The sequence below is a fragment of the Halanaerobium sp. ST460_2HS_T2 genome (genome assembly GCF_003337665.1).
Classification (GTDB): Bacteria; Bacillota; Halanaerobiia; order Halanaerobiales; family Halanaerobiaceae; genus Halanaerobium; species Halanaerobium kushneri.
This window is the reverse complement of sequence record NZ_QPJF01000011.1, coordinates 22,514-39,184: the sequence shown is the minus strand read 5'-3', so window position 1 is coordinate 39,184 and position 16,671 is coordinate 22,514. Positions and strand designations below refer to the sequence as shown.

Annotated in this window: 12 protein-coding genes, 1 tRNA gene and 1 other annotated feature; all 13 genes read left to right on the top strand. The window is 32.5% G+C overall.

All coding sequences use genetic code 11. The annotated features are described in order from the left end of the window. Positions 1 to 50: 50 nt before the first annotated feature. The 13 genes from leuS to DFR80_RS06645 all read left to right on the top strand — a co-directional run bounded on the left by leuS (position 51) and on the right by DFR80_RS06645 (position 16,582). Positions 51 to 2,546, top strand: coding sequence for a leucine--tRNA ligase (gene leuS / locus DFR80_RS06700; RefSeq protein WP_076544545.1), 2,496 nt, complete (start codon positions 51 to 53; stop codon positions 2,544 to 2,546). Positions 2,547 to 2,824: 278 nt separating this feature from the next. Beyond that, positions 2,825 to 3,052, top strand: coding sequence for a ferrous iron transport protein A (locus DFR80_RS06695; RefSeq protein ID WP_076544546.1), 228 nt, complete (start codon positions 2,825 to 2,827; stop codon positions 3,050 to 3,052). Further along, the gene (gene feoB / locus DFR80_RS06690; RefSeq protein ID WP_114489534.1) at positions 3,053 to 4,915 is read left to right on the top strand and encodes a ferrous iron transport protein B; all 1,863 of its coding nucleotides are present in this window, start codon (positions 3,053 to 3,055) and stop codon (positions 4,913 to 4,915) included. A 355-nt stretch (positions 4,916 to 5,270) separates the two neighbouring features. Then, complete coding sequence (locus DFR80_RS06685) at positions 5,271 to 5,726, top strand: SoxR reducing system RseC family protein (protein WP_076544548.1); 456 nt, start codon at positions 5,271 to 5,273, stop codon at positions 5,724 to 5,726. 220 nt (positions 5,727 to 5,946) lie between these two features. Beyond that, positions 5,947 to 6,158, top strand: a binding site (T-box leader). Positions 6,159 to 6,304: 146 nt separating this feature from the next. Next, positions 6,305 to 7,300: an ornithine carbamoyltransferase gene (gene argF / locus DFR80_RS06680; protein ID WP_369862653.1), complete on the top strand. Its 996-nt coding sequence runs from the start codon at positions 6,305 to 6,307 to the stop codon at positions 7,298 to 7,300. A gap of 14 nt (positions 7,301 to 7,314) precedes the next feature. After that, on the top strand, positions 7,315 to 7,809 hold the full coding sequence (locus DFR80_RS06675; protein WP_233493764.1) for a GNAT family N-acetyltransferase: 495 nt from the start codon (positions 7,315 to 7,317) through the stop codon (positions 7,807 to 7,809). Positions 7,810 to 7,994: 185 nt separating this feature from the next. Continuing rightward, positions 7,995 to 9,416, top strand: a complete 1,422-nt coding sequence (gene selA / locus DFR80_RS06670) for an L-seryl-tRNA(Sec) selenium transferase (RefSeq protein WP_114489532.1) — start codon at positions 7,995 to 7,997, stop codon at positions 9,414 to 9,416. After that, complete coding sequence (gene selB / locus DFR80_RS06665) at positions 9,417 to 11,327, top strand: selenocysteine-specific translation elongation factor (protein WP_114489531.1); 1,911 nt, start codon at positions 9,417 to 9,419, stop codon at positions 11,325 to 11,327. Between the two features lie 94 nt (positions 11,328 to 11,421). Beyond that, positions 11,422 to 11,520 (top strand) — tRNA-Sec (locus DFR80_RS15190). A 99-nt stretch (positions 11,521 to 11,619) separates the two neighbouring features. Beyond that, on the top strand, positions 11,620 to 12,831 hold the full coding sequence (locus DFR80_RS06660; RefSeq protein WP_114489530.1) for a patatin-like phospholipase family protein: 1,212 nt from the start codon (positions 11,620 to 11,622) through the stop codon (positions 12,829 to 12,831). A gap of 83 nt (positions 12,832 to 12,914) precedes the next feature. Continuing rightward, the gene (gene udk, locus DFR80_RS06655; RefSeq protein ID WP_076544554.1) at positions 12,915 to 13,529 is read left to right on the top strand and encodes a uridine kinase; all 615 of its coding nucleotides are present in this window, start codon (positions 12,915 to 12,917) and stop codon (positions 13,527 to 13,529) included. A 99-nt stretch (positions 13,530 to 13,628) separates the two neighbouring features. Continuing rightward, complete coding sequence (locus tag DFR80_RS06650) at positions 13,629 to 14,261, top strand: helix-hairpin-helix domain-containing protein (protein WP_114489529.1); 633 nt, start codon at positions 13,629 to 13,631, stop codon at positions 14,259 to 14,261. Further along, positions 14,258 to 16,582, top strand: coding sequence for a DNA internalization-related competence protein ComEC/Rec2 (locus DFR80_RS06645; RefSeq protein WP_114489528.1), 2,325 nt, complete (start codon positions 14,258 to 14,260; stop codon positions 16,580 to 16,582). The genes DFR80_RS06650 and DFR80_RS06645 overlap by 4 nt, the downstream gene beginning before the upstream one ends. Positions 16,583 to 16,671: the final 89 nt, after the last annotated feature.

Sequence of the window (16,671 nt, the reverse complement as noted above, 5' to 3'; positions counted from 1 at the left end):
TTTTATTATAGAAAGATAAAATTTCAATTTAATGAGGAGAGTGAAGATCTTTGCAGGACTATTATCCGTTTCAAAAAGTAGAGGAAAAATGGCTTAAAAACTGGGAGGAATCAGATTTACATAAAACTGGAGATGATCCTGATAAGGAGAATTATTATGTTCTAGAAATGTTCCCTTATCCATCCGGTAATTTACATATGGGTCATGTGAGAGTGTATTCAATTGGTGATGTTATTGCCCGCTATAAGAGAATGCAGGGTTATAATGTTTTGCATCCAATGGGATGGGATGCTTTTGGCTTACCTGCAGAAAATGCAGCTATAAAGCATGGAAATATTCATCCAAAGGAATGGACCTGGGATAATATTGCTCATATGAAAGAACAGATGAAGGCTATGGGTTTAAGTTATGACTGGGATCGCGAAGTAACAACAGCAGCAGAGGACTATTACAAATGGACTCAATGGTTTTTTACTAAGATGTTTAATGATGATTTAGCTTATCGTAAAGAATCTACTGTTAACTGGTGTCCTAGTTGTGAGACAGTATTGGCAAATGAACAGGTTGTAAACGAATCCTGTGAACGTTGTGGTACTGAAGTAGATAAACGTGATTTAGAACAGTGGTTTTTAAAAATTACTGATTATGCAGAAAGACTTTTAGATGATCATCAGCTACTGGATGGCTGGCCCGAAAAAGTTAAATTAATGCAAAAAAATTGGATTGGCCGAAGTGAAGGTACAAGAGTTAACTTTAAGCTGCCAAAACTTGATAAAGATTTGGAGGTATTTACCACCAGACCTGATACCCTATTTGGTGCAACTTATATGGTTTTGGCTCCTGAGCATCCTTATGTCAGAGAATTAACTGAGGGTACAGATAAAGAGGAAGAAGTTGAGACTTTTGTTAAGAAAGTTAAAAAACAAAAAGAACAGGAAAGAACTTCAGCAGAATCAGAAAAACTGGGTTTATTTACAGGTGCTTATGCTGTTAACCCAGTTAATAATAAAGAGATACCAATTTATATAGCAAATTATGTACTGATGGGTTATGGAACAGGTGCAATAATGGCTGTACCAGCTCATGATCAGCGAGATTTTGATTTTGCCCGTAAATATGATATTGAAATAAAAGCTGTAATCCAGCCGGAAGATAAAGAAGAAGAACTGGTTGGTAAAAAGATGGATGAAGCCTACGCTGGAGATGGATATTTAATTAATTCTGGTAAATATAATGATTTAAGTGTAGAAGAAGCTTTTGACAAGATGGCAGAAGATTTTTCTGAAGCAGGATTCTTAAAGGTTGAAACCAATTACAGATTACGTGATTGGTTAATTTCCCGTCAGCGATACTGGGGAGCTCCAATTCCGATTGTTTACTGTGATGATTGTGGTCCAGTTGCAGTGCCAGAAGAAGATTTGCCGGTTAAATTACCTCATGATGTTGAATTTTCTCCAACCGGTGAGTCTCCATTAAAAAAAGTAGAGAGTTTTGTTAATACTACCTGTCCTGAATGTGGTGCTCCAGCAAGACGTGAAACTGATACTATGGATACTTTTGTTGATTCTTCCTGGTATTTTATGCGTTATGCAGATCCTAAAAATGAGAAACAACCTTTTACCAAGAAAAATGTAGATCAGTGGTTCCCTGTTGATCAATATATTGGTGGAATTGAGCATGCAATTTTACATCTTCTATATGCTCGTTTCTTTACAAAAGTTGTGCACGATATGGACCTGACTGATCATGTAGAACCATTTACAAATTGGTTGGCTCAGGGAATGGTGCTTAAAGATGGAGCAAAAATGTCTAAATCTAAAGGAAATGTTGTTGATCCCAAAGATATTCTTGCTGAATATGGTGCTGACACGGCCCGATTATTTATACTTTTTGCTTCACCACCAGAAAAAGATTTAGAGTGGAGTGATAAAGGAGTTGAAGGAGCTGATCGGTTTTTAAATCGTGTTTGGCGTTTTGTAACTGAGAACCTTGATTTGATTAAAAACGCTGAAGGAAAAGTTGATGTTGACGTTCTGGATAAAGAGGCTAAAAAACTTTATCGGTCAATGCATGCCAGTATCAAAAAGGTGACTGAAGATGTTGGTGAAAGATTAAACTTTAATACAGCTATCAGTGCAATTATGGAATTAACAAATGAAGTATATTCTTATCTTAATGACCGTAGTTCAGAGAATACAGATGCTGTGTTAATTAAAGATGTAGCTGAAAACATTGTGCTTTTACTGGCTCCATTTGCTCCTTTTATTACAGAAGAGTTATGGGAGTATTTAGGACATGCCGGAAATGTTCATCAGGCAGTCTGGCCTGAATATGATGAAGAGGCTCTTAAAAAAGATGAAATTACTATTGTTATTCAGGTAAATGGTAAAGTAAGAGATAAGATTAATGTGGCTGCCGATGCGCCTGAAACTAAAGTAAAAGAAAAAGCTATGGCTGCCGAAAAAATTCAATCTTATCTTGAAGACGGTAATTTAATTAAAACTATTTATATTCCAAAGAAATTAGTTAATTTAGTCATTCAGTAAAATTTACAGTTGACTTGTATTATTCGAATTATGTTAAAATAAATAGTTATTTTTTAAATAGCTCCTGGAGCTGAATGTAAATTCAGTTTACAGGAGTTTATTTATTAGTAACTCTTATTTATAAACTTGATAATTCAACTATAAATTGATAAAAGCTGTTGACTTTGAAAATCGTTTTCAGTATAATAAAGTTAGAGAAATAAATATCGCTGGTAAAGTTAATTTAAATAACTAAAGCTTATTTATAAAAAGAAGCAAAGCAGCAGGAGGTAAAATTGATGACTTTAGTTGATATGAAACATGGACATAAATTTATAATAGATAAAATTGAAGATAAGGATACTCGTTTACAGGCCTTGCGTTTTGGAATTAGTGAGGGTTCGGAAATAGAGTGTGCTGGTTCAATGCCAGGTGGACCTGTTATTTTAAAGAAAAATTTGCAGGAGATTGCTATTGGTCGCAGGACAGCTGAGAAAATAAGTGTCAAGAAAAAAGGAATGATTTAATTGAACGACTGCAGTCAGATAAATATTGATAGTGAACTGCAGGCTAATAAAAAGATAGTGCTGGCTGGAAATCCTAATGTAGGTAAATCAATATTTTTTAATTATCTTACAGGGATTTATGTCAGTGTTTCTAACTATCCCGGGACTACCCTTGATATAAGCAGCGGGAAAATGGGAGATGCAGCTGTTTATGATACACCAGGAGTTTATGGAGTCGGTTCCATAAATGATGAGGAAAGAGTAGCCAGGGATTTTATTATGTCTGCGGATATTATTATTAATGTTGTAGATGCAAGCCATTTAGAAAGAGATCTTTTTTTAACACAGCAGTTAATTGATCTCGACAAAAAAATAATTGTTGCTTTAAATATGATGGATGAAGTAGAAAAAAATAATATTTCTATTGATCTGGAAAATCTGGAAAAAGAGCTGGGAGTTCCTGTTATTCCCACAACTGCTGCTAAAAATAGAGGTTTAGATCGGGTTAGAGATTCAATTGATAGTGCGGTTAAGGGTAATAGTATATTTTCCAACAACTCTAATTTAGGTCAGAAATTAAATAATATAAGAACAGCAGTGAAAAACACAGCTGATGCTTTAATGATTCTAGAGGAAGATGAAAATATTCGCTGCAATTATCCTGAGCTTCAGAATATTCCTGATCTCAGAGAAGAAATTTATACTGCTCGTCGTCAGAGGGTAGATCAAATTACAAATAGTGTTTTGACATATGATCAGAATACAGGTCAATTTGCTAGAAAATTGGGTTCATATATGTTGAAACCAGCAACTGCAATTCCGATGCTTTTAGTGCTTTTATATTTTATTTATCAATTTATTGGAGTTTTTATTGCGCAGACTGTTGTAGATTTTACAGAAGGATATATTTTTACTGATATTTACGAGCCATTTGTTAGAAATATAATAGCCAGTTCAATTGGTTTTGATAACTTTTTTGGTCAGCTGCTGGCTGGAGAATATGGGATTTTAACCATGGCGGTAACATATATTTTTGGCCTTCTTTTGCCTTTAGTTGCCGGTTTTTATTTTTTACTTTCTTTACTAGAAGACTCGGGTTATCTGCCAAGAATTGCTGTTTTGATGGATCGATTACTGCAAAAAATTGGTCTAAATGGAAGGGCAATTATCCCTATGCTTCTGGGCTTTGGCTGTGTGACCATGGCTACTATCACCACCAGATTATTGGGGACCAAAAGAGAAAGAATTATTGCTATTTTTCTTCTTGGTCTTGCTATCCCCTGTTCAGCTCAGCTTGGAGTTATTGCAGGGTTAATAGCTCAGCTTGATCTTGTATATATTTTAGTATATGTTCTAACAATATTTGCTGTCTATGTTCTTGCAGGCACCTTCTTAAATAAAGTTTTGCCTGGTGAATCAAGTGATCTCTTAATTGATCTACCTCCGATTCGATTACCAGATCTTAAGAATGTTTTTAATAAAACCTATCAGCAGACAGTAGCTTTTGTTAAAGAAGCTGGTCCTATCTTCGTTTTAGGTGCAGCTTTAATTACTGTGATGCAGAAAACAGGACTTCTTGCTTTAATTACCAGCCTGGCAGAACCAGTAACTGTTAATTGGTTGGGACTGCCTGCGGAAACAGCTACAGCTTTTGTAATGGGAATAATTCGTCGTGATTTTGGTGCTGCAGGATTGACTGCCATTGCACTGACTCCAGCTCAGGTAACTATTTCTTTAATTACTTTGACTCTATTTGTACCCTGTATAGCAGCAATGATGATTATGGTTAAGGAAAGAAATTTTAAAGAAGCAGTTTATATTTGGTTTGGAAGCTGGATTACAGCATTTATAACTGGGGGGCTTGTTAATTTTTTGATATTTTAAATTAACTTAATTTAATTGAGTTAAAATCTTGACTGTCTATTTATTTGATATTAATTTTAAAAGAAAGAGGGTGCAGCAGGTTGGATAATTGTAATTTGAACAAACAGAACAGTGAGGATAAGAAAATAATTTGTCCTACCTGTGGTTATAAGATGGAAAAATTTAAAACAATTAAATGTCCGCGCTGTAATAGTTATTTATTCAAAAAGTGTTCTGAATGTGATAAATGCTCTTTATTTTAGAAATTATTTCTGTTAAAATATATTTGGATTAATAAACTGAAGCTTGATCATGATTTTTGTAATATTTGTTTTTGATTGGATTTATATAATTAATTGAAGAAAGAGTGATTTTGATGAAGGAAAAAGCAAGAGTGATAAAAAAAGAAGATGGTCAGAGTTTGGTTCAGATAATAAGGACATCTGCCTGCAGTCACTGTGACGAAAAATGTATGCTGGCTGATGATTCACATGAGGTAGAAGAGATGGAAGTTCTTGTAAATGATCCAATTGGAGCAGAGGTTGGTAATATGGTTGAATTAGAAATGGGGGCCAGGCCAATTTTGTTTTCTGCTTTTATTGTTTATCTTTTGCCTTTAGTAGCTATTATAGCTGGTTATTTTGCCGGCAGCAGCTGGTTATCTGTGTTTGTCAGTAGTGCAGAAATAGCTGGAATTATTGGCTCTGGAATCGGATTTTTACTTTCATTTGTTTTACTGAGAGTTTTTGATAAAAAAGCTGGATCTAAAAGTTATTTTCATCCTGAAATAACACGAGTTGTAACTCACAATGGATTTTATTATGATAATTAAAATATAATGAAGGTGATCAGGCGGCAGGCTGGATGCCTGCCTGGAGCCTGGACTGCAATGGTTATCGACTGGACTTAGAGGTGGTTATATTTTTTATCGATTTTAAAAAAGAAAGTAATTAATATATATAAATAATTTATCAGAATATTTTTACTTTTTAAAAATACTTGCAATTCTCTTAGGACAGCTATATAATTATAAAAAATAAGATTCATAATAAATAAATCCAGTGAATGAGAAAGTAAAAATAATTTTGCTTTTAGAAGCAAGGTGGAGTAGCTGAAAGTCCATCAGGTAGATTATTTTGAAACGCACTCAGGAGGATCTCTGTTGAAAGAAGTAGGTGGAGACGTCGGACACGCGTTAAGTTCTAGAGTGGTCAGTTATTGCTGGCAACTGGAGTGGTAACACGGGTAATTCCTCGTCTCTTTTGGTTAAGAGTACGGGGGTTTTTTAGTTTATAATGGTTTTTATAAGATCATTGTTTTTTTAACTTGATATTTTAGTTTTTTAAATTATTAAAGTAATTGAAGAATTAGCAAATAATTTTTAAAAGCCAGCGAGAATTTAAGGAGGAGATTATTATGGCTTATAATTTAAAAGGAAGAAATTTATTAACTCTTAAAGATTTTTCAAAGGACGAAATTAATTATTTATTATCTTTATCGGAGGATTTGAAGGCCAAAAAGAGAGCAGGTATTGAAGGGAAAAGTCTCTCGGGGAAAAATATTGCTTTGATTTTTGAAAAGCCATCTACCAGAACCAGATGTGCTTTTGCAGTAGCTGCAAAAGATGAAGGGGGAATGCCTGAATATCTTGGTAAAAATGATATTCAGCTTGGAAAAAAAGAGACTGTCGCAGATACAGCAAGAGTATTGGGGAGAATGTTTGATGGAATTGAGTTTAGAGGCTATGAACACAAAACTGTCGAAATTTTGGGCGAATATGCGGGTGTCCCAGTTTGGAATGGATTAACTGATCTTTATCATCCAACTCAAATTCTTGCTGATTTTTTGACTTTAAAAGAGAACTTTTCTAAACTGGAAGATTTAAATTTGGTTTATACTGGTGATGGAAGGAATAATATGGCGAATTCGCTTATGGTGGGTTCAGCAATTATGGGAATTAATTATACTATTGTTGCTCCTAAAGAACTCTGGCCTGATAAAGATCTGATTAAAGAGTGCAAAAAAATAGCAGTTGAGTCAGGAGCAAAAATTGAAATAACAGCTGATATTAAAGATGGTGTTGAAGGTGCTGATGCAATCTATACTGATGTCTGGGTTTCAATGGGTGAAGAAGCTGAATTCAAAAAAAGAATTGAACTTTTAACTCCCTATCAGGTTAATATGGAAATGATTAAGCTGACAAAAAATCCAGATGTTATATTTCTGCACTGTTTGCCAGCTTATCATAATACAGAAACTGAAAACGGTAAAAAAATATTTAAAGAATATGGATTGAAAGAAATGGAAGTTTCAGATGAAATTTTTGAGAGCAAGTATTCTAAGGTTTTTGATCAGGCTGAAAATAGAATGCATACAATTAAAGCTGTTATGACAGCTACACTATAGGGGTGATTGCAGTGATGACAGCAGTTAGCAGAAAGAATAAGTATACATGTCGACAGGGTAAATTAGTTGATGCAGAGGAAATCCATATTTTAATGCAGCAGGCCTTTGCAGATTATGCGAAGAAAGATGATGGAGAGAAAGTAATTAACTCTGCCTTAAGAGAAGAATTAGAAGCTGTAAAGGCAGATTTAAATAGAAATACTGTATTGGTGCTTAGTGATGGAGATCAAATAATTGCTTCTCTTAGACTGGAAGAGATTAGCGAGAAAAGATATCTTCTTAAACGTTTTGCAGTCTCACCTGATTATCAAAATCAGGGACTTGGAACAATGCTTTTTCAGCAGGCAGTAGATAAATTAAAGAATTTAGATGCACATTACTTACAGCTCTATTCTTCTTTAGAAGATAAAAAATTAATAAGTTTTTATCGGGGACTGGGTTTTAATTGTCTGGAAACAGACCATAGTAAAGGTTATGAACGAGGTCTCTGGGTAAAAACAATTAAATAAATTTGTCGAAATTCCCTCGACAAACTTCATTTTAAATAATATTAAATTATTTAAGAATGGAGAAGTGAGAAACCCACTCTGTTTGCGAGCAGTGTGGGTTTCCTTATATCTGTTTTTTAAAGGTATTAGACTATTTTGGCAGAAATAATATTATAGGATAAAATTATAAATTTGGGGGAATTGAAATGCAAAAAAAGGAGATTCTGCAATCTATTCCAGCTGTAAATGATTTTTTGGCTTCACCTGAGGCTGGTTTATTAATAGAAAAATATTCAAGAAAAGAATTTTTAAAAGTATTGAGAGAAGAACTGGATAAAATTCGCAGTCAAATTATTAATTCCAGAGTTGAAATTCAGGAAGATGAATTCGATTATAGTTCTTTAAATATAAAAATTATAATAAATAATCTAGCAGAAAAATTAAAATTAGAGTCAAATGTTGGCATAAAAAAAGCTATTAATGCTACCGGAGTAATTATTCATACCAATCTTGGTAGGTCAATATTGGCAAAAGAAGCTTTAAATAAAGTTATGGAAGTTTCAGAAAATTATTCTACTCTGGAACTTGATCTTAAAAGTGGTCAGCGCGGTTATCGCTCTAAAAAAGTCAAAAAAATATTTAAGGATTTAACTGGAGCTGAATCTGCTGTGGTTGTTAATAATAATGCGGCAGCAGTGATGCTGATTTTAACTGCTCTGATGCGGGATAAAGAAGTAGTAATTTCCAGGGGTGAAATGGTTGAGATAGGTGGCTCTTTTCGAATTCCTGAGGTGATGGAAAATAGTGGGGCTATTTTAAAAGAAGTTGGTTCTACTAACAGAGTTTATGTAAAAGACTATTTGAATGCTGTTAGTGAAAAGACTGGCGCTTTTATAAAGGTTCACCCAAGTAATTATAGAATCGAAGGTTTTACACATTCAGCCAAAACATCAGAACTGGTAAGAGCAGCCCAAAAAAATAATCTGCCAGTAATTGAAGATCTAGGCAGTGGAATCATATTCAACTTAAGTGAATATGGTCTTCCAGATGAGCCAACTGTAAAAGAAAGAATAGAAGCCGGGATAGATATTTTAACTTTCAGTGGTGATAAGCTTTTAGGGGGGCCACAGGCGGGGATTATTGTTGGTAGGGAAAAATATTTAAATCAGATTGAATCACATCCAATGATGCGAGCCCTGCGAGTAGACAAAATGACTCTTGCAGCACTGGAAGAGACGCTTAATCTTTACTATAATTTTGATGAGGCAGTTAAAAAAATTCCAACTTTAAAAATGATTACAGAAAATCCAGAAAATGTTAAATTAAAAGCTCAGCAACTTTTAAAGAAGATTAAAAAAGTAGAAGGATTAAAGGTTGAATTGGTAAAAACAGAGGCCAGGGTAGGTGGAGGAGCTTTTCCGGTAAGTACTTTTGACAGCTATGGGTTGGCAGTTGAAACTGGAACAAAAGATATCGAAAATTTCGTTTCAAAACTTAGAACTTCAAAAAATTCTGTAATTGCTAGAATTCAGGCAGACAGAGCAATTTTCGATTTGAAAACTGTTAGATCGATACAGCTTGATCAATTGGCTGCTTCTATAAATAAAGCCGTATCTGAGGTGTTTTAAATGAGTAAAAATGTAATTGTCGGTACAGCAGGTCATATAGATCATGGCAAAACAACTTTGATTAAAGCGCTAACCGGAGAAGATACCGATCGCCTGCTGGTAGAAAAACAGCGAGGAATTTCGATTGAATCTGCTTTTACACATTTGGAAAACAAGGAAACTCAGGTGCGCAATTTAAATCTGGGAATTATAGATGTTCCAGGTCATCAGAAATTTGTTAATAAAATGCTTGCAGCAGCAGGTGGAATAGACCTGGCTTTAATAGTAGTGGCAGCAGATGAAGGTGTAATGCCTCAGACAAAGGAACACCTTTCAATATTGGAGTTAATGGGAACAAAATCAGCTCTAATTGTAATTAACAAAATAGATCTAGTTGATAAAGAATGGCTTGCTTTAATAAAACTGGATATTTTAGACCAATTTAGCGGAACTTTTGCAGATAATGCAGAAATTTTGGAGGTTTCAGCAGTTAAAGAACAGGGAATAAAAAAATTAAAAAATAAAATAATTGAACTAGCCGCTAAGATGAAAACAAATTCGACTGGGCAAATTCCTTATTATCCTATAGATAGAGTTTTTTCTTTGAAGGGACAGGGAACTATTATTACTGGAACTCTATTTACAGGAGAATTTTCTTCAGGACAGGAATTATATTTATACCCAAAAGCAAGGAAGATAAAAATTAAAAGCATGGAAAATTATCGAAAAAAAATTAAAAGAGCAAATTCAGGCACCAGAGTGGGTCTTAATATCAGTTATCCAGATAAAAATGAAATCAGTCGCGGTGATGTTATCTCTACTGCTGAGTCTTTACTTAGTACCAAGTATGTGGAAGCAAAATTGAAGATTCTTGATTCAATAAATTTTCGGGTAACAAATGGGGACAGAGTTCATTTTTATGCTGGTGCTAATGAGGTGATGGGAACTCTTAATATTTATGGAAGAAAAGAAGCTTTTCCCGGAGAAGAAATATTTATAAAAATCAAGCTTGAACAAAAAATATCACCTTATTACAGACAGAAATTTGTGCTTAGGCGTTTCTCGCCTCTGCAAACTATAGGTGGTGGTGAAATACTAGAAATTGATCCTCCTCCCAGAAGAAAAAAAGATTCGAAAGAAGTAATAAATCATCTAAATTTATTAAATGAGATAACTATCAAAGATACGCTGGAGTTATTTATTAAAAATCAAACTATTACTTATCTAAATTTTTTAAAAAAGAAAACTTCTTTAAAGACTGAAAACATATTAAGTCTCCTTTCAGAATTAAAGGAGGCAGATAAGATTTTGGAACTAAAAACTGATTATAGTTTTATTCATCACGATAATTTTAATGATTTAGCAGATAAAATAAGCAAAGTTATAAATGATTATCATCAACAGCACAGACTTAAATTAGGAATTCCCCGAGAAGAAATTCGTTCCAGACTTACCTTAAGTTTAAACAAAAAAGAATTAGATAAAATATTAAATATCTTATTCGATAAAAATTTACTAATCGAAAAAAAACATCTTGTTGCTCTGCGAAATTTTAATATTAAGCTGACTGACAGAGAAAAAAAACAGAAAGAGTATGTTATAAATAAAATTAGAGAAAATTATTTTGCTCCTCCAGGCAGAAAAGAACTTCTGGCAGAAAATCAGGAGCTGGAATCTATAATAGATTATCTTGAGCAGACTTCAGAATTAATCCGTCTGGATCAGGATCTATATTTTGATAAAAATATTTTTTTAAGAATAAGAATAATTTTACAAGACTATTTTAAAACAAATAAAACAATTGAACTGTCAGAATTTAGAGACCTATTAGATAGCAGCCGTAAATATGCTCTTGTACTTTTAGAAAAATGTGATCAACTTCAGCTTACTGTGCGCAGAGGAGATATTCGTTATCCTGGAAATAAACTCTAGTGGTTTTTGATTTTTGGCTAAAGAGATTAATTCTTTTATTATAACTGCTTGAATAACTGGAAATATCATGTTAAAATTATTAAAGAAAATAGTCGGGAGTGGCTGTGTCCATGGTGGACATCCTGGACTTCAAATCTAATGGCAGGCAGGCGGACCTGTCTGTGGTGGGTTCGATTCCCACACATTCCCGCCATTTGACTGCAGTCTGAGGGCTGTAGTTTATTTTTATTTCGTTATATATTTTATATTATTTTGATATATTTTAAAACAAACACATATGAGGGGAATAAAAATGTATGGACTGGTGCTTGAAGGTGGGGGAGCAAAAGGAGCTTATCATATAGGTGCTCTGAAAGCTCTTAAAGAACTTAATATTGAAATCGAAGCAGTTGCTGGCACCTCAATTGGAGCAATGAATGGAGCTATGTTTGTCCAGGATAAACTGGATCTAGCCTATGATTACTGGTATAATATTTCCACCTCCAAGGTTCTAGATATAGAGGATAAATATTTATCTGAGCTGTTGAATTTAAGTATTAATCAAAATAATTTATCATATTTTATTAACAAAGCGAAAGAAGTATTACAGAATAGAGGTCTCGATAATTCGTTTTTACGAGAAATTCTAGAAGAAAATATAGATGAGGAATATTTAAGAAAATCTAATATTAATTTTGCAATAGTTACTCTTTCTCTAAGTGATTTAAAACCGCTGGAGTTATTTTTAGAAGATATTCCGGAGGGAAAAGTTATTGACTATATTATGGCCAGCTCTTATTTACCCGCTTTTAAGATGCAGAGAATTGACGGTAAAATTTTAATCGATGGTGGGTTTTATGAGAATTTGCCAATAAAAACTCTCCAAAACAAAGGATATAAAAATATAATAGCAATTAGAACTTATGGGCTTGGAGATATAGAAAAAAAGACTGATAAAAAACAAGAATTAATTTTTATTAATCCCAGTCAGGAACTGGGAAGAATGTTAAATTTTGATCAACAAAATGCTCGTAAAAATATTAAAATGGGTTATTATGATACACTGCGGTATTTTAAAGACCTGGCTGGAGATAAATATTATTTAAATATTAAAGAGAATGAAAGTTATTTTATTAATTATTTGCTGAATCTTGATGAAGAAATTATAAAAAGACTTTTAAAACAATTATCACTGGCTGAAAAACCCTATCTTCGTTCGTTTTTCGAAAATTTAATCCCTAAGCTGGTTAATATGTTAGAAATTGATTATAGTTCCAGCTATACGGTTATTGTGACCAGATTATTGGAGGAGTTGGCTGCTTCTTTGAATATTGATCGGTATCGGATTTACAGTTTTGAGGAACTATTAAAACTGGTTAGAGAAAACTATCAGCAAAAAGATGAAAGTTTAGCCAGAAAACTGCCAGCTTTTATTAAAACAAGTACATTACTGCCCGGGCAGCTCAAAAAAGATTTGTTAATTGATATAGCAGAAAAATTATTCATAAAAACAGGGAGTAAGTAATTTTAATCAATAAAGCAAATAAAGTTAAAATAATTGTTTGATTAATAGAAACAAATATTAATAAATAAAAAGGAGTTAACTGAATGAGTGCACTTTTAATTGGAATAGCAGGCGGAACTGCATCAGGTAAAACAACACTTGCCAGAATTTTAAAAGATTCTTTTCAGGATAATGTTACAATCTTAAAACATGATTATTATTATTATGATCGTAGTCATTTTAGAGTTGCAGATCATAAAATTAATTTTGATCATCCTGATTCTTTTGAGACTGATCTGCTGGTAAAACAGCTGCAGGAACTTAAAGCCGGTAAAACTATAGAGAGACCAGTTTATTCTTATAAAACAAATGAAAGACTTGCAAAAAAGAAAAAGGTCCAACCGGCTCCGATAATTATTGTGGAAGGTATTTTGATTTTTCATTATGAAGAATTAAAAAATCTTTTTGATTTAAAGATTTATGTTGATACTGATGCTGATATCAGGCTTTTAAGAAGAATCAGTAGAGATATAAAAGAAAGAGACAGAACTTTTGAGTCTGTTAAAAATCAATATTTAAAAACTGTAAAACCTATGCATCAAAAATTTGTTGAACCCAGTAAGTATCAGGCTGATATTATTATTCCTCATGGAGGATTAAATGAGATAGCCAATGATTTAATAATAAAAAAAATTAAGGATCATTTAAGACAAATTTAGAAAATAGCAGCTAAGGCTGCTATATTTTTTTGGTTAAATTGTAAAAAAAATACAGGAAAACTAAATTTTATCTTGAATAAAGATTTAGGAGGTGTAATAATGTTTAAAAATAAAGTCAATTTTATTTTAGTAGTATTTGTGTTGTTGATAGTTTTTATTTATTATAATCAGGATCCTGAGTCAGTTCTGGATTCCGGTTCAGAAAGTAATCTAAATATTTTAGAGACAGGTAAGATGCAGGATAATATAAATAATGAAGAACTAGATAAAAAAATTGTTGTTCATCTGGCGGGAAATGTAAAAAAACCTGGAGTATATAAATTAAATAAAAATGACAGGTTGGTTGATTTAATTAAGGCTGCTGGCGGTCTTAAAGAAAAGGCTGATCTGGCTAAGATAAATTTGGCTGAAAAATTATATGATGGCCAGAAAATATTTATTGAAGAAAAAATGAAAATTAAACCTAGTTCGACTTTTGCTGATCCAGAAAATGAAGTAAATGAGAAGTCTGTAATTAATAATTTTTCAGCTAATAGTTCTTTGATTAATATCAATCAGGCTGATCAAAATCGCTTAGAAAAATTGAGTGGAATTGGTCCTGCCAAGGCAGCAGCTATTATAAAGTATAGAGAGCAAAATGATTATTTTTCTCGTAAAGAAGACCTTTTAAATGTGAGTGGTATTGGAGAAAAAACGCTGGAAAATATTAGAGATGAGATTGTTTTACAGTGAAAATTAAGAGGAGACCTGCTTTTTTTCTGGCTGCAGCTTTAATGACTGGAATTTTAAGTAGTTATTTACTGATTAAGATGGAACTAATAGATATTCTAAAAATATTTATATTTATCGAAATAGTATATCTGTTTTTTTATATTTTCTTTATTTTAAATAGCAGCAAAAACTCAATTTATATCTGGCTGCTAATACTTTTTCTGATTCTTGGTAGTGTTTTATATAGCTTTCAGGAATATAAATATAGAAGTAATTACTCCTGTATAAATTCTGCTGATGAGGGTTTGAATAAAGTTCTGGCTGAAATTAAATTTGATATTGGTGATCTGGAAAGTGATCAGATTTGTCTTAAACCAGTTAGGATTAATGGGAAAAAAACTAAATATGGTAAAATAATTTTAAATTCTAAAATGATTAAGAGGTTTAATGATGGTGATCTGGTTAGCCTGGAACTGAAATTAAATAAACCGACTCCTGCTTTAAATCCGGGTGCATTTTCTTATCTTAAATATTTAAAAAAGCAAGAAATTTATCTTCAGGGGTGGGACCCTCATAATATTAGTCTGCTCAGGCAGAAAAAAACATTTAGAAACTTAATTATTAATATTAAAAAAATTTTTATCAAAAAAATAAATTGTTTATTCTCTAAAGATAAGGCTGCCTTTATTAAAGCAATTTTGCTTGGTGAAAGAAAATATTTAAGCTATAAGCAGGAGTCACTGCTTCGAAATGCAGGTGCCAGTCATTTGCTTGCTATCTCGGGACTGCACATGGGTATTTTAATTTTTACTTTCTCTTTTATTTTATTTAAACTCTGTTCTGAAAGGAGAAATGCGCTTTATTTACTTAGCATTTTAACTTTTATCTATATTATCATGGTCGGGGCTGCTATTTCTATAATTAGGGCGGCACTACTTGCTTTATTATTTTTATGGTCAGATGAATTTAATCGTGAGGGAGATTTTTTAAATATTATTTCTCTAACTTTAATTGTCAACCTGATTATAGATCCTTCTGCTTTATTTAGTGTATCTTTACAGCTATCTTATATTCTTGTACTGGCACTATTTTATCTAACTCCTTTATTTAATCAGTTTTTACCGGTTTTTTTTGCTGTCTCAGTTTCTGCACAACTTTCTTCTCTGGCTGTAGTTGCTTATTATTTTAATGAATATTCTTTTATTGCTTTAATCACAAATCTCTGGGCAATTCCATTGATTACAATACTTCTACCTTTAATATTTTTTATACTTATATTTTCTTTTATAAGTTTAAATCTGCTAAAAGTCCCTGTTCTTTTAGTGAGCCTGGGATTGAAAATTTTATTTGCTGGTCTGGAGCTGATGACTTCGATTCAGGGTAAAGCCCTGATCATTGCTCACCCTAAAGTAATAATTGTTATTTTTTACTACTTGCTTTTGTTTAGTTTACCCTATGTTTATCAAAAAAGATATATTAATTTAAAAGCCAGGCAGTATAGAATCTGGCGGTTAATAGTTCCAGTTCTATTAACCATAGTTATAATTTCTTTTTTTATAAATCCAACATCTGGTAATCTGGAAATAAATTATTTAGCTGTCGGACAGGGAGATGGGATATTAATTCAATTTCCAGATGGCAAAAATATGCTGCTTGATACAGGACCTCCAGGTAGTGAAGGTAGAAATATCGAATACAGTATTATCTCATATCTTAATTACCTTGGCATTAGAAGTCTTGATTATCTGATGATCAGTCATTTTGATGCAGATCATGCAGGAGGACTTAGCCATCTGCTTCAGCGGAAAAATGTTAAATCAATTATGATTCCTCCCTATCTGCAAAAAACTGATTTACATTATCAGCTGGCAGCAGAAATAGATAAAGATTCGAAAGTAAACTTTTTAACTGCAGGCATGAGTTTTAAAATTGCTGATTGTTACTTTAAAATATTGAATCCGGCGCCAGATAATATTAGCGAAGATCGGAATGAAAACTCAATTGTTTTTCTACTGAAATATAAAAAAAGAAATTTCTTGTTTACAGGTGACTTATCTAAAGATGGGGAAGCAAAAATAATTAAAAAATATAATCTACCTGAAATTGATATTCTCAAGGTAGGTCATCACGGCAGTAAAAGCTCAAGTGGGAAAATTATGCTTTCACAATTAAAACCTAAGCTGGCTATTATCTCTGTTGGCAGAAATAATTTTGGTCATCCTGCCAGAGAAGTTATCAATAGATTTAATAAGTTAAAAATAAAATATTTACGTACTGATCAGCAGGGAATGATTAAAATAATTTCTGATGGTCAAAATATTAAGCTAAACACTTTTAAATAAAAATTCAGTTGAGTTATTTTTCTGACTGGAGAGGATCCCTAAAATATGTTAAACTATAATAGCAGATAAAGTTATTTATAATTATTGAG